Raw genomic sequence first — 20,113 nt, forward strand, 5'->3', positions numbered from 1 at the left:
GAAATATTTCAGACAGCTTTTCTATTTTTTAGAATCTAACTTTTATTATTTAGTCCAGTTAGCCCAAGTTGGTAAATCAGCACCAGCACCAGCACCAGTTGCACCAGTAGTTGTTCCTGATAATTTAGGACCTGTAAAATCAGTGATAGAAGCTCCAAAAGTATAGTTTGTGATAGTGAAGTTACCAGCAGCGATATTTGCAGTTGCACCAGCATCTGTAGATATTTTAGCTAAAGCAGCAGGCATTCCGTCAGCAACATATAAGTTTGTGTAAGCTTGTTTTCCACCACCTTCTTTGTAGTTGATTGCTTTTTCGTCAGCTAAGAAAGTAGCATCACCTTTAACGATAGAGATGTTGTTGATTTTAGCATTTGTCATTGGAGTAGCTCCACTTGGATCTTTTGCGTTAGTAGATCCTTCAACACCAGCTTTAGTAACACCTTTAATGTATACGTTTGTAGCAGTACCTTGCCATCCGTCAGCAAAGTCTAATGAATCATCATAAGAGTTTACGATTACTAAGTTAGTAGCGTTTACTGCTCCTCCGAAGAATTCGATACCGTCATCACCACTTTCGAAAGTGTAGATGTCAGATACAATTGTTCCAGAACCTACTCCGAAGAAAGAAACTCCATTGTATTCTTTTTCAGAAGTATATTTAGAACCTGTGTAAGAAATTTTCAAGAAGTTGATATTTCCAGAAGAATCTGCATTATCATTACCTCCGTAGCTTAATGAACCTACTTCAGAAGTACCATTATCTCCAGTGTTTACTTTAGCGTTACCAGCGATGATTAATCCACCCCAGTCACTTTGAGCTGGAGATGCTTTTCCAGATGTCATAACAACTGGTTTAGCAGCAGTACCGTTGATATTGATTTTAGCATTTCTCTCTACAGCGATATATAAAGAAGTTGATTCTGCAGTAGCAGAACTTTTAATAACTGTTCCAGCAGGAATAACTAAAGTAGCTCCACCTTTAACAATAAGACCTCCTGTTAAAGTATAAGTTTGAGTAGGATCTAAAGTTACTGTACCGTCTTTAATTTCTCCTTTTAAATCGTCAACTTTTAAAACAAAAGAACTATTGTTCGTGTTGTTATTGTCATCAGAACTACAGCTTGTTAAAGCAAGTCCTAATATTGCAGCCATTGCAAATAAACTTTTTTTCATTTTTGTTGTGTTTTATTGTTTTATTTATTCAAGGCAAAGTAAACGAACGTATGTTTTTGCTGAGTTAAGACGATATTAACAATGCATTAAGTATATTGGGGTAAAAATGGCATGTGTTAATATAAAATTTACATTGGACTTTTGATAAATAAAAAAGGTGACTAGCAGCTTGCTAATCACCTTTTTATGCTTGTAGAAAATCTTTTTTAGAATGTATAGTTCAAAGTAAGTCTAAGATCTGAACCTGCTTTGTATGAAGTTACAGTGATATCACCTACAGACTCTTTTCCTGGTACTTCTCCTTGTTCTTGAACACGTTTAAAAGTTGGGTTTAAAATATTGTTGTAAATAAGACCAATTTTTAAGTTTTTAGTCAAGCTAGAGTTTACAATAAAGTCTAGTTTGTTTACTGCTTTATCCACCATGTTTCCAACTCTTGAAGTTCCAATTACGGCTAATTTATCTGAGAAGTAAGAGTAAGATACTGTTGCTGAAATATCTTTGCTTTCTGAAAACTCGTTTAAGAATGATAAGTTCGCATTGGCAAGGAAATTAGAAGCTCCAGTTAATTTGCTTGATGTAAAAGTAAAGTTAGCTCCAAAATCATTTTCATTGTTTACTTTCTCGTTGCTTAGATCTTGGTTTGTGTATAAGTATGATCCGTTTGCGTCAAAAGAAAGTTTTGTTTTTAGATTGTCACTTTTTTCAATTTCAAAAAGATCTTTTCTATACTCAACTTCAACTCCAGCTACAGTTCCTTTGTCTCCTGTATTTGCATAAGAAATATCATTTGATGAAGAGTTCAAGAACATTTCGTTAATTGGATTTTGGATGATTTTACCAAATGCAGTTACCGAAATTAACTCACTTGCTTTCGGGAAAAATTCCCATCCTAAATCGAAGTTATAATTTGTCGAAGCATATAAGTTCGGATTTCCTTCGTATGCTTGTGCAACATCTTCGTAAATAATTGGCACTTTTTCTTTAAACTGAGGAAGTGTATAAGTTTTACTTGCAGAGAATTTTAAATTCTGTTTCTCATTCAATGTATACTTCGAAATTAAACTTGGTAAAATGTTAAACTTCGAATCATTTGAATTTCCTCCACCAGGAACTGTTGTTGTTACAAAGAAAACATTCTGAGTCAATTGTTCTAGTCTAGCACCTAATATTACGCTCAATCTTTCAGTCAAAGAATATTGTACGTTAACAAATCCAGCATTAATATCTAAATTTCCAGTGTACATTTGGTGAATTCTATTTGAATAAGATGAACCCCAATGTGCAGGATCTAAGTAATTGTCTACATGGTGTATGTCTTCTTTAGGGAAAGAAACTGTAGTTCTGTCTGGGAAGAATGAATATTGTTCCATATCATAATCTACATCTTTGAATTTTCCTGAATAACCAACAGTTAATTTTCCTTTATAAGTATCATCACTTCCTTTTTTGAAGTTATAAGAAAGAGCAACATTTGCTGCAATTTCATTTTCTTTTAAGTCCTGAAAGAATCTGTGATTATTGATGTTTGAATTAGTGAAAAATGTATAGTCGATAGCATTTGGCGCATATACAAAAGAGTTTTGCATACGATCTGGAACAGCACTGTTAGACATACTGTATCCTACTCCCCAATTTAAATTCCACTGATCGTTGAATTTGTTTTTTCCTGTTAATTGGTTTACAATTAATTGAGTTCTTTCAAAAGTTCCACGTTTGATAAAACCGCTAATTTGTTGTTGAGCGTCTCCACCACCGTCAAAATTCTGGTTTGTTCCTTCGTACTCACTATAATCTTGATCACTTGAATTTAAGAATAAAGAAGTAAAGAAGATTGAGTTTTTGTTATTGATTTTGTAATCAGCTGTACCCATAACAGTTGTTGTTGTGCTATGTTTGTAAGCTGTTCTTACGAAGTCAGAAAAGATATCTCCGTCAGAAGTAATTCCTCCTCTGCTGTAACCTTGAGTGTATTTGTTTTTTGCGCTGAAAGATCCTGTAACAAAAGTACCGATCGAACTTTCATCGTTTATAGTAAATCTCTTTCCTCCAGATAATGTATAGAAAGCATTTAATACATTTTTATTTTCTTGTCTATCCCAGCTTGTTCCATAGCTATATGGCAACAATGGAGAATCAGGAACGCCAACTTTTTTAAATCCTGTGTAACTTGGTCCGTCTTGAAGATAGAAATGATCTTGTCCTAAAACATTTGTATTTGCACCAGTACCAATTGAAAAAGTAACAAAAGGTTTTCCGCTGAATTTTTTAGCACTAATATCGATATTAGCTCCTCCGAAATCTGCATAGTTTTGAGATTCAAAAGTCTTACTGATTCCAATGTTGTCTACAATGTTTGTAGAGAAAATTTCTAAAAGAATATTTTTGTTTGCAGGATTGTTTGATGGTAACGGAAGACCATTTAATGTAGTTACGTTATAACGGTCACCTAATCCTCTTACAAATACATTTCCAGAATCATCTTGCTTAGAAACACCGCTTACTTTAGCAACAGCGTTTGCAACGTCGTTAACTCCTTTTCTTGCAATTTCTTCAGCACCAATAGCAGCTTTAAATTGAACTGCATTTTTTTGATCTAATAATAATGCAGATTCTTTTTGTTTGTTTACTGCCGCTGATTTTACAACTACATCTTTAAGAGTATAACTTCCAGAAGAAAGAGCTTGATTAACCACTACAGTTTCGTTTGCTTTTACAGAAACTGGAGCTTCTACAGATTCATATCCAAGGAAACTAAAAATTAAAGTATAACTTCCAGGATTTACGCTTAACGAATATTTTCCGTCAACGTCGGTATTTACGCTAATATTTGTACCTTTAACTAATACATTAGCAAATGGCAGAGCGTCGTTGTTCATTTCCTTATCAGTCAGAACTCCAGAAATCGTACCTTTGTTTTGCGCGATCGAAATCGTACAGATAAATAATGCAATAAAGAGAAATCTTAAATTAAATTTCATTTTTTTTCAGTGTTGTGTTTGTGTCTTAATATTTTGGTGCAAAGAAAGAACCGCTCTGTGAAGTCCATGTTACGGACTTGTTATGTTTTTGTGTTGTTAAGATTATCAAATTGTTACGAGATTAAATTACGGTTAACACCATTTTTTAAAGGTTCTTTTGTTAGTATATTTACCCTGTGAAATAAGAAATATCGAATGTTTAATGAAGAAGTTTCGATATAAAAATCTCAATTTTTGCTATTTATGAAAAAAACACAAACTAAGATTTTATTAGTTGACGACGAACCAGATATCTTAGAAATCGTTGGCTATAACCTCGCTCAGGAAGGCTATCAGATTGTTACAGCTTCTAACGGAAAAGATGCTATAGCAAAAGCACAGAAAGAGCTGCCAGAATTAATCATTATGGACGTGATGATGGCAGAAATGGACGGAATGGAGGCTTGCGAGCATATTAGAAAAATTCCAGAATTAAATAATGTTATAATAACATTCCTTACAGCAAGAAGTGAAGATTATTCTCAAGTAGCTGGTTTTGACGCCGGTGCTGATGACTATATTACTAAGCCAATTAAACCAAAATTATTGGTCTCTAAAGTAAAGGCGTTGTTAAGAAGGTTAAAAGAACAAGAAGTTGTTACAGATACTCTAAATGTAGGCGGAATCGAGATTAACCGTGAGGAATACAAAATCATAAAAGGCAATGTAGAAATTGCTTTGCCAAGAAAAGAATTCGAATTATTTTATCTGTTGGCTTCAAAACCTGGGAAAGTTTTTAAAAGAGACGAAATCTTGGATAAAGTTTGGGGTAACGAAGTTGTGGTTGGAGGAAGAACAATCGATGTTCACATCAGAAAACTGCGTGAGAAAATAGGCGAAGATCTTTTTAAGACCATAAAAGGTGTTGGTTATAAATTTGAGGTTTAACATTCTATAAAAATTCGAACCATATAGGTGATATAAGTTCATTTAATTTGTTGTTCGTATTTTTTAAAAAATAGTATATTTAGCACATGTAAACATAGCGTTTACATGTGCTAAGTCATTTATAGTCAAAAGTAAAATGAACTTATATCACTTATATGGTGAAAAATAATCTCTTAATGGTTAATTATTTCAATGAAAATTAATTTTAAAAAAACATACAAATTTGCCATAAAATCGGCATTGTATATCAGTCTCTTTTCAACGGCATTTGTACTGATGTTAATGTCATTATTTTATAAAAATCAATTAAAACATCAAATTGCGTTTGGAATAATTTTCATAATCGTAATTTATATATTCTCTTTTCTGGTTTTACAATATCGTGTAGAGCGCTTTATTTACCGAAGAGTAAAGAAAATTTACGATGAGGTTTCGCTGTTAGAATCAACAACATTAATCAATCAGCCAATTAATACTGATATGGAGACGCTTTCGCGCGAAGTGAAAAAGTTTGCGACCGATAAAAAACTCGAAATCGAAATGCTCGAAATTCGCGAACAATATAGAAGAGAGTTTTTAGGAAACGTTTCGCACGAATTGAAAACGCCTTTATTTACCGTTCAAGGCTACGTTTCAACTTTGCTAGACGGAGCAATGGACGATAAAAATATCAGAAAAAAATATTTAAAACGTGCCGAAAAAGGAGTAGAGCGTCTTATTTATATAGTGGAAGATTTGGACATGATTACCAAATTAGAATCGGGCGATTTAGATTTGAATATGACTGATTTTGATATTGTCGAATTAATTCAGAATGTATTCGAACTGCTTGAAATGAAAGCCGACAAAAAGAAGATTAAACTAGCTTTTGAAAGTAAAAATGTACAGTCTGTAATGATTAGAGGAGATCAAGACAGAATACAGCAAGTTTTAGAAAACCTGATTGTGAATTCTATTAAGTACGGAAAAGAGGGCGGTCTAACTGAAGTTGGAGTAGTGAACTTAACCAAGAAAAAAGTCTTAATACGTATCAGTGATAACGGTGAAGGTGTTGAAAAACAAAATATTCCAAGACTTTTTGAACGTTTTTACCGAGTGGACAAAAGCGGAACTCGTTCTGAAGGAGGTTCTGGTTTAGGATTAGCGATTGTAAAGCATATTATTGAAGCTCATAAAGAGAAAGTTTATGTAGAAAGTGAGTTCGGAATTGGCTCTGAATTCTCTTTTACACTCGAAAAAGCAAATAAAACAACAAAAACTGACGTTAAAAAATCGTAACGTCAGTTTTGCTGAAAGCCCTAAAACAAAGGCGTTTAACAATAAATAAACATTTCGATTTAGGGCGTAACATTAAATTTTTATTATAGTAACATCTGGTTAATGATTTCTTAACATAGGTGCTCCATCTTTGCATCCTGAAATTAAGGGAATTACAGAACTAATGATAAAAAGAAAACTTTTAGCTGTTTTAATACTGCTAGCTTGTGCTGCCAATGCACAGGAAACAAATAAGCAAGAACTGAATAAACAGGATGTAAAAAACGAAGTAATGCGTATTTTAGATTCTATAAACAAAGCTAAACTTCCAGAGACAAAATCTGGAGGAGGAGTTGAAGAACATTGGTACGATAGAATCTCTCTTAGAGGTTATGCACAAATTAGATATAATGGTTTGTTTTCTACAAATGATAAAGTTTCTTGTGAACAATGTGATAGATCTTGGGGAACAACTTCTACAGCTCCAGATGCACAAGCAAACAACGGACTTTTTATTCGCCGTGCACGTCTAGTGTTTTCTGGACAAGTACATCCAAATGTATTCTTCTATTTTCAACCCGATTTTGCAAGTTCACCAGCAAGCGGAATTAATAATTTCGTGCAGATTCGTGACTTGTATTTTGATCTTTCTTTTGATAAGAAAAAAGAATATCGCGTTCGTGTTGGACAAAGTAAAATCCCATATGGATTTGAAAATATGCAGTCAAGTTCGCAGCGTTTAACTTTAGACCGCGCCGATGCAATCAACTCTTCAATCTTAAATGAACGTGATTTAGGAATATTCTTTTACTGGGCTCCAGCAGAAATTAGACAGCGTTTTGAAATGTTAGTTAAAGATGGTTTCAAAGGGTCAGGAGATTTTGGAGTTTTCGCTTTAGGGGTTTACAACGGTCAGATTGCAAATAAGTTAGATGGAAATAGAGATTTAAATGTTGTAGCGAGAGTAACTTATCCGTTTGTTATTGGGAGCCAAATTATCGAACCAGGACTTCAGGCTTATACAGGAAAATGGGCTTTTACAGGAGAAGTTTCTTCAGGAGTAATTGTTAATGATCCTCAATATGTAAAAGATCAAAGAGTTGGGGCAACTTTTGTATTATACCCAAGACCATTCGGAATCCAGACTGAATACAATATCGGAACTGGACCTCGATACAATACGCTAACGAATACAATCGACAAAACCGATTTGAACGGTGGTTATGTTTTGTTAAATTATAAATGGGATATTAAAAAACAACGTATTTATCCTTTCGCCAAATTTCAATATTATGATGGAGGTAAAAAATACGAAAAAGATGCTAGAAGCTACGTTGTTAGAGATTACGAATTTGGTATCGAATGGCAGCCAATTAAAGCATTTGAACTTACTGCAGAATACGTAGTAGCAGACAGAACTTTTGAAGATAGTGCACTTCCAATAAACAGACAACAAGGAAATGTACTAAGATTACAAGCACAATTTAACTTCTAAAAGGACACAGATTAAACGGATTTTTATATAAAATTTGAATTGCCTCCAGCTAAAGCTGGAGGTTTTTTTATTGTAGTGGAAAACAGCCGATAAAATCCGCCTAATCCGCGTCTTTGTGATAGCAAATCCGTTTCATACGCGTTCAATTACACAGTTTTGTCTTCAAAAACAGTAAATAGCGAATCCCAGTCAATATTATTTTCAAATTGGGATAATCCTTTAAACGATTTTACTTTTGATAAATCTTCAATAGTAAAGTCGTCTTGCATTGCATAAGGAACAAGATTTTCTTCCTGAAGTTTTATCGCTAAATATTCTTGTTCGTATTGACCTGGCGTGGGAATAAAGAAAGCTTTCTTTCCCAATTTTGCCAAGTCCATTACTGTAGTATAACCTGAACGGCAAAGAACAAATTCACTTTCGTTAAAAGTCTGTTCCAGCTGTTTGGAATTCATGAAATTATAATAGGTTACATTTCCAACCTCTTTTTTGGTTTGCGTTTTTTCTACAACACCTTGAACAAAAACAACTTTTCCAGGATAATTTGCTGTTTCTTTTTGTAATTTTTCATCTAAAAAAGTACGCTGAGGTTCAGGTCCAGACAATATAATCATGAGATCATATATTTTTGGAGTATCTTTTTTCTTCATACGACTCAACGGACCAATGTATTTTAAATTTAGTTCATTGGATTTTAAATGGCCTAAATCTCCTGTAAGATTTACTGTTTCGTCAGTATCAGGAACCCAGCATTCATTGTATTTTTTAATGAAATACTGATGGCATTTACTTGTAAACCAAGTAGTGTTTCCCGTCATGACATTCAATTGATGCGTCATGAAAACAGAAGGCACTTTTTTGCTAAAAACCCCTAATCTGTTATCTGAAATGATACCATCAATTCCATGTTTTTTGATCCAATTATTGATCATTTTTTTCTCATCCAAAATGGCCGCAATCATTTTAGGAAGATTTTTAATCAGCTTCCATTTAAAATTTTTACCATTCTTTGCATATTCAATATGATAAGAAGGCAATTCTAAAGTCTGTATATAAGGAAATTCTTTTCGCAATAAAGCTAATGCAACTCCATCAGAAGCAATAATCGGAATGTAATTATTCTCCTGAAGCGCTTTAATAATAGGAATACATCGAGTAGCATGTCCAAGTCCCCAATTTAATGGAGCTACTAAAATAGTTTTATTCGCAGAATAATCTATGCTCATTTTTTAACACGTTTTAAAAACGAAGATAAAGAAATATGTTTTTTATGTTATTTCGAGGGCATTACTAAATTATTAACTCTATATATTGAAAAACTCTAGGAATTTCAGGAGGTCTTTCAAAAATATTTTTGTTTTAGTAAATAAGATTATCTCTATGTTAAGTGATTTTTGATCTTTAGAAACTAACTTAATCTAAAAATTTTGTAAGTTTAATTTGAATAATAAAAAAACCGAACGAAAGTCCGGTTTTTAAGTGAAGTATTCAAAGTAAATATCTTAGCACCTTAGTTTAATCCTGAATATACGTTTTATTACCATTTTTATTAATGTAATATTTACCGCCTCTTGGTCCAGTATATACTTTTTTGCCATTGTATTCTCCAGTAACTTTATCCGGTACAGTTGGTGCTTTTTCGTTCGTTTCTTTTAAAGTCTTTGTAGCCGATTTTTTCGCAGCAGTTGCATCTTTCTTGGTAGCATCAGCTTTTGCGGTAGTTTTCTTTGCATCAGCTTTTGCTTTGTCTGCTGTTTTTTTAGCTTTGTCAGATTCTGCTGTTGCTTTTTTTGCTTCGCTTTTTGCCTTTGTAGCTTCTTTGTCAGCAGTCTTTTTTGCTGCATCCGCAGATTCTTTTTTCGCTTTTGACGAAGCCGTTTTTGCGTCATCTGCTGCTTTTTTAGATTTCGTTGCTTCTTTTTTCGCATCTGCCGAAGCTTTGTCTGCACTTGCTTTAGCTTTTTTCGCCGAAGTTTCTGTTTTGCTTTTCGCAGTTTTTGCAGTTGTTTCCTGAGCGTAAAAATTAGAAGAGAAAGCAACCATTAAACAGAACAATACTAATTTTTTCATAGGGTCATATGTTTAAATTTCAATTAAAATTAAACATTTTATTGTCATCTTTTTCGGAGCGCATCAAAAATATGCACGAAGCTGAATATTTCCTGTATGAATAGTTGATCCTGTTTCGCTTTTACGGCCTTGGTAATTTAAATTAACATCCAAGAAAGACGTAATATTCTTTTGCAGAAGCAGTTTCCAAACCAAATTTGATCCAGCCTGAAGGCCTTCTAGCATTTGAAAACCTACTGATGAAAATTCGTTTCCATTGAATTTATTTTCATAAAAAGAAAACTCTCCATTTATCGTTACTTTCTTTTCTCCCGCATAAGAAAAAGAAACCCCGATTCTGTTCTGATCTAAAGTTTCAAGATTCCCTATTTTGTTTTTCTTGTTTTGAAGCTCGTAAAAGAAATCCAATTTAGTGTTTTTTGAAAATAAATAACTGACTTTAGGTGCAATTTGCCATCCTTTTATATCATAATTTTTCTCTACAAAATCTTCTGAAACCAAATCCGTTTTTATGGTTTTGGTAAAGAAATTAAACAGCCAGCTTTTTTGATACAAATGGGTATATTGAATTTGATGCGAATAATTCTTTACGTGTTGCGAACCAACAGAAAGCAGACTTTTTCCTTTATTTACTAAATATGAATATGTAACAGAATGTATTTGCTTGCCTCGATTGAAAAATAAGCTGTTTCTGAAACTCGAATTTAATCCCAAAATATTCTCTTCGGATGAGTCAAATGGATTCAATTCTAGTTTTTCGCCTTCACTTTTTACCTTTCGATCCATTAGAAAAGAGGTTTGATTATAAAAATATGACAACAGTTTTTTGAAACCTTTTTCATTTTGCCATTGCAATGGATTCAAAGTTAAAGATTGCGAAAACTTATTTTGGTTCGTTTTGATGTAAACCTGATTCGGCAAAAAGACCCTTACATATCTTGCTTGATCTTGATAAACAGCAATTTCAAACTCTTCCAATTCCTGAATACCGTTTCCGTTATAATCGTTCCAAGTGTAAACTCCTTGTCCAGTTGGCACTTCAACATAGGTAAATTCTTGTTGCGCAATAGTTCCTGAACTAGTTTCGTAAGTTGTTCCAATTTGCATTAATTGGTTAAAAAATCGATCATTATATAAAACTCTTGAGTTTAACGAAGGTTCATTTTGTCTTGAAGTGTCAGTAAAATCAAGATTTCGATAGCTCGCGTAAACAGCTAAATCGGTCTTTTTGTTTTGAATTAATTTGGATTTTAAATAATAGGTTTGCGAATTATTTACATGTTGCAATAATCCGTTTTGCAAGCTATCATTTCTTCTTTTCAGAAAACCAACTTCGACAAAAACTTTCGTGCTATCGCCTCGTCCAGTAAATACACCATATTCTGAGAATCTTTGGCTTAAAGCCGAAAACTGATTGGTAACTTTATCTTTTTCCTGATTGTCTTCTAATTGAAAGGTTCCGCCAATCCAATTTTTGCCAAAATGATATTTTGTTCTGACTTGGTTTCTAATGAATTTTGAAGTTGAAGCTGTGGCATCAGAATTCAAGAAACTTCCGTTGTTTTCGATCGTCCAATTTTTAATTTTAAACAAAGCATTTGTGGTATGTCTAGAACCAGAATAACTTTCGCTATAATCTAATTTCTCGAATTGATAAGTCAATAAACCAATATTAGCATTTTTTTTCTGAGCAAATAAATCAAAATTTAAACCCGTTACCAAGAGACTTTGATTTCCTAAAAGTGTACCAGTTAAATTCCAATCACGATTAAATTCAATATTATACAAACGTTCAACCGATTGAAAATTCTCTTGTACAAATTGATAATTCGCAAAAGCGTCCAAATTCCAGCTTCTAGAAAAGAGCCTTTTTTTAAGATTGGTTTTAAAAGCGATTCCTGTATTATTCGCATCATCAATTCCCGAAAATAAGTTTTGATCATTATTGCTTACTGCCAATTCAAAATCTGCTAAAGTTTTTTCGTCAGGATTATATTTTCCTAAAAATGTCGCAACCTGAAGTTTAATTGGTGGGACAAGTTGTACAATTGGTTCGTAATTTCCTTGCAAAACGCCATTTATAGGCTCAACATATTGGTAGATACGCTCAACAGAATTATTATTTTGAATAATATAATTTCCAGCATTTGCACCAACCAGACTAAATTTTACATTATATAAAACATCAGCCGAATTATTGGAATATTCATAAACTTCTACCGAATTGACAAGTATCTTTTTGTACAAAATTTTATTGTCGGCATAAGTATCTTCGTAAGCAGAAGGCGCTTTCATTAAATTTGTATCATCTCCGGCCTGACTTAAAATCTCAACTTGTTCTGTAGAAAGATTTTGCTGTAAAGGCTGGTTTTTCATATCATTTTCAGAATAAATATATCCGCCAAAACTCCATTTTTTACTCTCGTGTGTTGCGCCAGCGTAGGTAACCAATCGGTTATAATTTCGTTCAGAATATTGATATTCAACATTGATACGCATTTCAGAAGTAATTGTAAAAAGTGAAGTAAAAACAATTTCTCCTGCATTATAATCAATAACATAATCATTGTTTTCACCGCGTTTTAGCAAAACTCCATTTACATAAACACGTTCAGAACCCGAAATAACGAGCACATACAATTCGCCATTTTGGCCTTTTAATTTATACGGACCTTGATTTCCTTCTTGTCCAGTAAAAGTACTCTTGGCATATTGGCCTTTTACAAAAGCCACCGAAGCAAAAACATTGGTTTTACTTTTTTCATTATCAAAATCAAAACTTGCAGAAAGTCCCTGAACCTTTTTATTGAAACTTAAAAATTGTGTTTTTCTATTTTCTAAAAAGACATCGCCGGCGCGAATGTTCCAATCATCGCTGAAAAGCTCCATGAAAATATTATCAAACTGATCCAATTTTTGGGAATAACCACCATCCTGAAGCGGAATATTGCTATCCTGAAGTGAGGCTCTCAAACTAACTTTGTCTGAAATTTTCCCCGTAATTTGAAGATCTAAATTGGAGTTTAAAACCGTACTTTGATTATTCCCGACTGTAATTCCGCGAGTAATACTTCCTGAAGTATTTAAACCGTCAAAAGGAGCTGCTTTTTTAGCGTTGGCATTATTATCTATTCGATAGAGTTTTTCGGTTCCAACATCGCTGCTTACCATTTGATCTGCTTTGTAAAGGCTATATTCTTTGGTTAAGAAATCGGGATATTGAAGATAATTGACAATTAAAGTATCAGAAACCGATTGGAATTTTTCATTTAAAAGCAGAAAGCCTTTTTGAAAATCTACTTTATAGAAAGTCGAATCGATTGGCTCATTTTTGGTATTTAAAATCTGAAAAAATCCAGAGTTAATAGCGACTTTTTCTAATCGGATGGTATCTTTTGAAGCGATTACTTTTTTGGTTTTATACAGCGTTTCTGTGTCCTGAGCCTGAAGCACAGAAAAACAGAAGAAAACCGTCAAAAACAGCAATTTTTTCAACATAAATACTTTAACTCTAAAATGTCAAAAGTAGTATTTATAATCAAGAAATTACGACGCTTTTATTTATTGAAAAATGAAGTTTTTTAATGATGATTATCTGCTTTTTAAATTGTAAAATAAAAAATAATTGAAGCAGAATTCTCATAATTAGAAAATCTTTTTTTTAGCTTTGTTTTGGATATAACGAACTAACATTATGGATACTAGCAAAGAACTTTTATTCTTTTTTAGTGCTTTAGGAGCTTTCAACGGAATTATTCTCGGCGTTTATTTCTTCTTTTTTACCAAGAAAAAACATCTGACGAATTATTTTCTGGGAGCGCTTTTGTTCGCGTTAAGTATTCGAATCGCAAAATCGGTATTTGTTTATTTCCATCCAGAACTGCCAAAAATGTATCTCCAATTTGGACTTACAGCTTGTTTTTTCATTGGGCCTTGTTTGTATTATTTCGTAAAATCTGCTGTTGATGAAGTTCAGATAATGCCTAAATCGTGGAAATTTATATTGGCCTTTTGGGGAACTCTAATCGTGGCAGTTGGTGTTTTATATCCGTACGAAGTGTATCCAAAACTTTGGGGAGGCTATTTTATAAGAATCATTTATTTTCAATGGTTTGTTTATATCGTATTTGCAGGTTTTGAACTTCGTAATGTTTTGAAAAAAATCGTTAGCAGAAAAGAAAAAATAACTCCAGCCGAAATGTGGTTCTCAATGCTTTATTTTGGAAATTTTCTTTTATTTCTATTTTATTTCTTGGCAATTATGGGAGCTTCCGCAGCAACCTATATAAGTGGAGCGGTTGTTTTTTCATTCATTTTATATTTAGGAATTTCGATTCTTTTATACCGAAAAAAAACAGACGATTTATTTTTATTGAACAGAAAGATTTCGAATAAAAAAATAGATTCGGCAGAAGCTGCAATGTGGTTTGAAAAATTAGAAAATGCAATGTTTGACAAAGTATTGTATAAAAATCCGAATTTGACGCTTCAAGATTTATCTCAGGAAATAAATATTTCGAGCCATCAACTGTCTCAGTTTTTAAATAATAATCTAGGAAAGAATTTTACCAGTTTTGTAAATGAATTTAGAATCAATGAAGCTTGTAAAATTATTGCTTCATCAGATAAATTGACTTTAGAATCTGTTGGTTACGATGTTGGTTTTAATTCTAAATCAACTTTTTTTGCCGCATTCAAAAAACACAAAGGGACAACACCTCTTAATTACCAAATTCAGGTTTTGCAGCCCTAAAATACAGTTCGAATTTATAAATCCGTACTCCTGATTTCGTTTTTGACGACCTTATAATAGGATTAAGAACTGACTTTTGTTTCATCAAAGTCAAACTTAATCACTAAAAATTTATGAGGTTTTTAATTCTAATTTTCGTTTCTATTTATTGTTTGATTTTTTCATCCATCGAAGTAAAAGCTCAATCTGGAAAAAAAAATCAAGATAAATCTTATGTTGAAGAAGATAAACTAATAGAAAAAACAATACCACCATCATCTGATTTAGATTCTATAATCAAGAAGCTAGATCATAATCAGTTAAACGAAGTCGTTGTAAAAAGCCAGACTTCACTAGTAAAATATGGCACAAACGGAAATATAGATGTGAATGTAAACGGAACCGTTTTGGCTGCAAGCAGTTCGGTAAACGAATTATTGTCAAGAGTTCCAAATGTTGTGGTTACTGATGGAGAAATCAGCGTTCTCGGAAAAGGCGAAGCAATAATTTATCTCAACGGAATTTTAATCAATTTCGAACGATTTGCGGCAATTCCAGTTTCTCAAATTCAGAAAATTGAAGTTATTTCTAATCCCTCTTCAAAATATGATGCTGAAGGAAAAGCAGTCATTAATATTATTACAAAACAAAATATCGAAAGCGGTATGATGGGAACGGCCAATCAGCATGTGTCGGTTTCCAAATTTGGTGGAACGAGCTATAATACACTGCTTGATTTTAGTTATTCTAAAGGAAAATTTTCTTTTATAACCAATTATGGTTTGCAGTTAGGAAGAAATCGAGAATTGTTATACACTACGAGAACACGGCCAAATCCTAACGAATATATGAAATCTGAATTGACAACCGATTGGAAAAGAAGATTTAATAATTATTCTAATTTTGGAATTGGACTTCAGTACAGTTTTTCTCCTGATAATTATATTTCTCTTGCTTACAGCGGAAATGTTAATGATTTGGGAGGAATTACAGAAAGCAGGAATACTATAACGAATAATTCTGGAAGTAGTTTTTATGCAACAGAAGTGGATCGAAATGATGTTTTGCTAAATCAGTTTGTCAATTTAAATTATAATATGAAGACTGATGATAAAGGTTCGACATTATTTATTGGTTCACAATATTCCAATTATAATCAGGCTATTGGAGATTTTATTGAAGAAAACAGTTTGGTCGACGAAATCGATGACAAAAGATATTTGAAGAATAATGTGGGAAGCCGAATTAATATTATTGCTGTTCAAACTGATTATTCAAAGAAATTAAATGAAAAAACAAAGCTTGAAATAGGAGCAAAGTTCAGTCACGCCACCATAAAATCAGGAACAGATTTCCTGATTGCTGATCCCGAAGATATGGATTTTGAATTGGACGATGAACTTTCGAGCGATTTTGAATACAACGAAAAAATTGCTGCGGCTTATTTTAATCATATCGGAGAATTGAGCGAAAAAGTCAATTTTTCGGTTGGAGCAAGAGCCGAAAAAACTAGCTATAATCTATTTACAGATGCCAATGGAATTCAGAAATTTGAAAAATCATACGGCAATTTTTTTCCAAACATACTTTTAAATTTTAATCTTTCTGAAGATTGGAAAGGGCATTTTTCGTATGTTTCAAGAATATCAAGGCCAAGATATCAGGCTTTAAATCCGTATGTGATTTACCAAGACCCATTTACTACAATAGAAGGAAATCCGAATTTGCTTCCAGAAAAAACACATGCTTTTGAAATTGGTACGATATATAAAAAGTTTGATTTTAAGATTGGATACACTTTTAGAATCGATCCAATTTCTGCGGCGGCTTTGCGCGGCGACACACCAAACAGCTATATTTTAAGAGCTTTAAACCTCGAAAAAGGGCATACATTTTTTACTTCGCTTTCAAGATCTTTCAATCTCAAATGGTGGAATTCTACTAATATAATTAGTGTGACTTGGCAGAAATCTGTCGATAATTTTTATGCATTTGAGTTTAGTCCCGTAAAACCTCAATTTTATTTGTATTCGAATAATACATTTACGATTCCAAACCTTTTTAAATTACAGCTTTTAGCTTGGTATTTAAGTGATGGAAGCTACGGTTTAGGAAGCAACAACAGTCGTTCGACAGTAACTTTAGGAATCGAAAGAAACTTTTTCAAAGACACTTTAAAACTCAATTTTTCTGCCAATGATATCTTTCACAAGTTTATGGTTTCGGGCGATTACAATGTCGGGCAAACCCAAATTTATTATCATCGAACTTACACAAGTAATTATTTTAAATTGATCGCGACCTACAATTTTGGAAATTCAAAAAAGACCACTTATAAAAAATCAGAAGTTGAGCAGTCGGAGAATAATAGGGCGAGGTAATTAAAAAGGGCTTCATAATTAAATGAAGCCCTTTCTTTATAATTTGAATTGAATAATTACCTTTTTTGAGTGATATTAATTTAATTCCTTAGTCACAATCTGCATCGTTTCACGGCTAACTTGTTTCAATAAAACTTCTTTGTTAGCTTCAACTGTCTGAGCCGCTTCTTCTGTAAAGTGACGGATTGTATACAAGGTTACATTTTCGCTGTATTCTACTTTGAATTTTTTAGAAAGAATGGCATTCAATTCTGGGAAATTTCCAAATTTATCTTCCACACAAACAGAGAAACTAATTGCAGAATTCTGAATTAAGTTTACTTTGATTTTAAATTCGTGGAATAATCCAAAAATCTCACTGATGTTTTCTTCCATAATGAAAGAGAAATCAATAGAAGAAAGTGAAATTAAAAGCTGTTCTCTTTTTACAATAAAACATGGATATTGCGGTTCTAAATCAACGCCTTTAGAAACGCAAGTCCCTTTCAATAAAGGATTCACGAATGATTTTACGTATAGCGGAATTTCTTTTTTCTGTAGCGGCTGTAATGTTTTTGGGTGAATAACCGTTGCTCCATAAAATGCCAATTCGATTGCTTCACGATACGAAATCTGATTCAATAAACTTGCATTTTCAAAATAACGAGGGTCAGCATTCATAACTCCAGGAACGTCTTTCCATATTGTTACACTTTCAGCATTTAAGCAATAAGCAAAAATTCCCGCAGTATAATCAGATCCTTCACGGCCTAAAGTTGTTGTAAAGTTATTTTCATCAGCACCTAAGAAACCTTGGGTAATATTTAATTGTTTTCTTGGAACATTTTTGCTGATGTTTTGCTGAGTTGTTTCCCAATCTACTTCTGCATCTCTGTAGTTTGCATTCGTTTTAATGAAATTACGAACATCAAGCCATTGCGTCTGAATTCCCATGAAATTCATAAAATGACTTAAAATATTAGTCGAAATTAATTCTCCAAAACTCACAACTTGATCGTAAACGAAATTGTAATTTGGAGATTTATTATGAGCTAAAAAGTATTCCAATTCAGTAAATTGTGCATTTACAGCTGCAAAAACGTCATGATTTTCGTCTTCAAACAAATCCAATAAGATTTGATTGTGATATTTTTTAATTTCCTGAACAGAAGAATTCAATTCTGTCGATTTTTCAAAGTAATTCTTGATTACAACTTCAAGAGCATTTGTTGTTTTTCCCATAGCCGAAACTACAAGAATTACGTCTTCGTAACCTACTTTTTGTAAAACGTCGTATACGTTTTTAATTCCATCTGCATCTTTCACCGACGCACCACCAAATTTAAATACTCTCATTATTAATTTTATAGATTTTAGATTTTAGATTTCAGATTTGAGGCGAAATCCTAATTTTTTGTTTTTTATAATTTTTCTAAGAATGAATTAACTCCCGCTTCATCCATTTGTACAACTTGCCAATCATCAAGAATTTTTGCGCCAGAATTCTTGTAAAAGTTTACAGCTGGTGTATTCCACGCTAAAACATTCCATTCTACTCTTCGCACGCCGTCTCTTTTACCTTGTTTCATGATTTCGGCATAAAGAGCAGATCCTAAACCTGTGCCACGCATTTTTTCTTTTACAATTAAATCTTCAAGATGAATTGTTTTTCCTTTCCAAGTAGAATAGCGGTAATAGTACAGAGCAATTCCAACAATTTCTTTTTGTTTTTCTTCGTTTTCAATCTCTGCCACAAAAACGTGAAATAATGGTTTTTCGCCAAAACCGTCACGCACTAAATCTTCTTCCGTAATAACGACTGCTTCGGGTTCTTTTTCGAATATAGCTAGCTCCTGAATAAGTCCCAGCACCGATTTCATGTCTTCAGGATTTCCTTTTCTAATATTCATGTATTCGTATTTTTAAGTATTTATTATCTAAAAAAGCAACGTTTTAAAGGTTGCTTTTTGCAGATTATTAGCAAATATACAATAGTAGCAAACTAACAAAATAATTTTTAAATCATTCTCACAAAATAGACGATATTTGTGACTTAAAAATAAAACTATAACGATTTAGCAATGGAAGAACGCAATAAAACACTGGGAGAGTTTATTATTGAGAACCAAAAAGCATTTCAGTATTCGTCGGGAGAACTCTCGCGAATTATCAACTCTATTCGTTTGGCAGCCAAGGTTGTCAATCATAAAGTTAATCAAGCGGGTTTAGTGGATATTATTGGCGCCGCTGGCGAGCAGAATATTCAAGGAGAAGATCAGCAAAAATTAGATGTCTATGCAAACGAAGTATTTATCCAGACGTTAATAAACCGTGAGATTGTCTGTGGTATTGCTTCTGAAGAAAACGACGATTTTATTACAGTTCAGGGGAGCGACAACTGTCATAATAATAAGTACGTTATCTTAATGGATCCGCTTGACGGATCTTCAAACATTGATGTTAATGTTTCTGTTGGAACTATTTTTTCTGTTTTCAGAAGAATTACACCAATAGGAACTCCGGTAACTAGCGAGGATTTTTTACAACCGGGAATCAATCAAGTTGCAGCAGGCTATGTAATTTATGGAACTTCGACAATGCTTGTTTATACCACTGGATATGGTGTAAATGGTTTTACACTGAATCCGGCGATTGGTACATTTTACCTTTCACACCCGAATATGAAATTTCCAAAAAACGGAAATATTTATTCGGTAAACGAAGGGAATTATGTTCATTTTCCGCAGGGCGTAAAAAATTACATTAAATACTGCCAGAAGGAAGAAGAAGACAGGCCATATACTTCTCGATATATTGGAAGTCTGGTAGCCGATTTTCATCGAAATATGATTAAAGGCGGAATTTATATTTATCCAACAAGTTCAAAAGCGCCAAAAGGGAAATTACGTTTGCTGTACGAATGTAACCCGATGGCCTTTATTGCAGAACAGGCGGGAGGAAAAGCTACAGACGGGTTCAATAGAATCATGGAAATTCAGCCAACCGAACTGCATCAAAGGGTTCCTTTTTTCTGCGGAAGCCTTGATATGGTAGAAAAAGCAGAGGAATTTATGGCAGCTGAATAAGTTTTTAGTCTCAGTCTCAGTTTTCAGTCTGG

13 protein-coding genes are annotated in these 20,113 nt (G+C 33.1%); 6 read left to right on the forward strand and 7 right to left on the reverse strand.

The annotated features are described in order from the left end of the window. Positions 1-45: 45 nt before the first annotated feature. Complete coding sequence (locus OD917_RS21010; RefSeq protein WP_263525351.1) at positions 46-1,173, reverse strand: hypothetical protein; 1,128 nt, start codon at positions 1,171-1,173, stop codon at positions 46-48. 206 nt (positions 1,174-1,379) lie between these two features. Continuing rightward, the gene (locus tag OD917_RS21015) at positions 1,380-4,154 is read right to left on the reverse strand and encodes a TonB-dependent receptor (RefSeq protein ID WP_263525352.1); all 2,775 of its coding nucleotides are present in this window, start codon (positions 4,152-4,154) and stop codon (positions 1,380-1,382) included. Between the two features lie 243 nt (positions 4,155-4,397). On the opposite strand from OD917_RS21015, the gene OD917_RS21020 reads away from it, so the two are divergent. The 3 genes from OD917_RS21020 to OD917_RS21030 all read left to right on the forward strand — a co-directional run bounded on the left by OD917_RS21020 (position 4,398) and on the right by OD917_RS21030 (position 7,833). Continuing rightward, a complete protein-coding gene (locus OD917_RS21020) occupies positions 4,398-5,081 on the forward strand; it encodes a response regulator transcription factor (protein ID WP_008465097.1) in 684 nt (227 codons plus the stop codon). A 192-nt stretch (positions 5,082-5,273) separates the two neighbouring features. Then, on the forward strand, positions 5,274-6,359 hold the full coding sequence (locus OD917_RS21025; protein WP_263525353.1) for a sensor histidine kinase: 1,086 nt from the start codon (positions 5,274-5,276) through the stop codon (positions 6,357-6,359). 163 nt (positions 6,360-6,522) lie between these two features. Further along, complete coding sequence (locus OD917_RS21030; RefSeq protein ID WP_263525354.1) at positions 6,523-7,833, forward strand: OprO/OprP family phosphate-selective porin; 1,311 nt, start codon at positions 6,523-6,525, stop codon at positions 7,831-7,833. A 146-nt stretch (positions 7,834-7,979) separates the two neighbouring features. Here the strand turns inward: OD917_RS21030 and OD917_RS21035 are convergent, their stop codons facing one another. The 3 genes from OD917_RS21035 to OD917_RS21045 all read right to left on the reverse strand — a co-directional run bounded on the left by OD917_RS21035 (position 7,980) and on the right by OD917_RS21045 (position 13,401). Further along, on the reverse strand, positions 7,980-9,059 hold the full coding sequence (locus tag OD917_RS21035) for a glycosyltransferase (protein WP_263525355.1): 1,080 nt from the start codon (positions 9,057-9,059) through the stop codon (positions 7,980-7,982). A 289-nt stretch (positions 9,060-9,348) separates the two neighbouring features. Further along, positions 9,349-9,903: a hypothetical protein gene (locus OD917_RS21040; protein ID WP_263525356.1), complete on the reverse strand. Its 555-nt coding sequence runs from the start codon at positions 9,901-9,903 to the stop codon at positions 9,349-9,351. Positions 9,904-9,966: 63 nt separating this feature from the next. Then, on the reverse strand, positions 9,967-13,401 hold the full coding sequence (locus OD917_RS21045) for a hypothetical protein (RefSeq protein ID WP_263525357.1): 3,435 nt from the start codon (positions 13,399-13,401) through the stop codon (positions 9,967-9,969). A 196-nt stretch (positions 13,402-13,597) separates the two neighbouring features. Between OD917_RS21045 and OD917_RS21050 the strand changes: the two genes are divergently transcribed. Both OD917_RS21050 and OD917_RS21055 read left to right on the forward strand, forming a co-directional pair. Further along, positions 13,598-14,656: a helix-turn-helix domain-containing protein gene (locus OD917_RS21050; RefSeq protein ID WP_263525358.1), complete on the forward strand. Its 1,059-nt coding sequence runs from the start codon at positions 13,598-13,600 to the stop codon at positions 14,654-14,656. Between the two features lie 113 nt (positions 14,657-14,769). Further along, the gene (locus OD917_RS21055) at positions 14,770-17,016 is read left to right on the forward strand and encodes a TonB-dependent receptor domain-containing protein (RefSeq protein WP_263525359.1); all 2,247 of its coding nucleotides are present in this window, start codon (positions 14,770-14,772) and stop codon (positions 17,014-17,016) included. Positions 17,017-17,091: 75 nt separating this feature from the next. Here OD917_RS21055 and OD917_RS21060 read toward each other — a convergent pair whose 3' ends face one another. Both OD917_RS21060 and OD917_RS21065 read right to left on the reverse strand, forming a co-directional pair. Beyond that, entirely contained in the window at positions 17,092-18,351 is a 1,260-nt protein-coding gene (locus tag OD917_RS21060) for an aspartate kinase (protein ID WP_263525360.1), read from the reverse strand. Positions 18,352-18,416: 65 nt separating this feature from the next. After that, positions 18,417-18,905: a GNAT family N-acetyltransferase gene (locus OD917_RS21065; protein WP_263525361.1), complete on the reverse strand. Its 489-nt coding sequence runs from the start codon at positions 18,903-18,905 to the stop codon at positions 18,417-18,419. Positions 18,906-19,076: 171 nt separating this feature from the next. Between OD917_RS21065 and fbp the strand changes: the two genes are divergently transcribed. Then, positions 19,077-20,081, forward strand: a complete 1,005-nt coding sequence (gene fbp, locus OD917_RS21070; RefSeq protein WP_263525362.1) for a class 1 fructose-bisphosphatase — start codon at positions 19,077-19,079, stop codon at positions 20,079-20,081. The last annotated feature ends 32 nt before the right edge of the window (positions 20,082-20,113 follow it).

This window comes from Flavobacterium sp. SH_e (assembly GCF_025717045.1).
In the GTDB taxonomy this organism is placed as follows: Bacteria; Bacteroidota; Bacteroidia; order Flavobacteriales; family Flavobacteriaceae; genus Flavobacterium.

Bases quoted from the DNA above. Each gene is read 5' to 3' on its own strand.
- OD917_RS21035 (WP_263525355.1), bottom strand. From the start codon at position 9,059: ATGAGCATAGATTATTCTGCGAATAAAACTATTTTAGTAGCTCCATTA.
- OD917_RS21045 (WP_263525357.1), bottom strand. From the start codon at position 13,401: ATGTTGAAAAAATTGCTGTTTTTGACGGTTTTCTTCTGTTTTTCTGTG.
- OD917_RS21030 (WP_263525354.1), top strand. From the start codon at position 6,523: ATGATAAAAAGAAAACTTTTAGCTGTTTTAATACTGCTAGCTTGTGCT.
- OD917_RS21055 (WP_263525359.1), top strand. From the start codon at position 14,770: ATGAGGTTTTTAATTCTAATTTTCGTTTCTATTTATTGTTTGATTTTT.
- OD917_RS21025 (WP_263525353.1), top strand. From the start codon at position 5,274: ATGAAAATTAATTTTAAAAAAACATACAAATTTGCCATAAAATCGGCA.
- OD917_RS21020 (WP_008465097.1), top strand. From the start codon at position 4,398: ATGAAAAAAACACAAACTAAGATTTTATTAGTTGACGACGAACCAGAT.
- OD917_RS21060 (WP_263525360.1), bottom strand. From the start codon at position 18,351: ATGAGAGTATTTAAATTTGGTGGTGCGTCGGTGAAAGATGCAGATGGA.
- OD917_RS21065 (WP_263525361.1), bottom strand. From the start codon at position 18,905: ATGAATATTAGAAAAGGAAATCCTGAAGACATGAAATCGGTGCTGGGA.
- OD917_RS21050 (WP_263525358.1), top strand. From the start codon at position 13,598: ATGGATACTAGCAAAGAACTTTTATTCTTTTTTAGTGCTTTAGGAGCT.
- fbp (WP_263525362.1), top strand. From the start codon at position 19,077: ATGGAAGAACGCAATAAAACACTGGGAGAGTTTATTATTGAGAACCAA.
- OD917_RS21015 (WP_263525352.1), bottom strand. From the start codon at position 4,154: ATGAAATTTAATTTAAGATTTCTCTTTATTGCATTATTTATCTGTACG.
- OD917_RS21040 (WP_263525356.1), bottom strand. From the start codon at position 9,903: ATGAAAAAATTAGTATTGTTCTGTTTAATGGTTGCTTTCTCTTCTAAT.
- OD917_RS21010 (WP_263525351.1), bottom strand. From the start codon at position 1,173: ATGAAAAAAAGTTTATTTGCAATGGCTGCAATATTAGGACTTGCTTTA.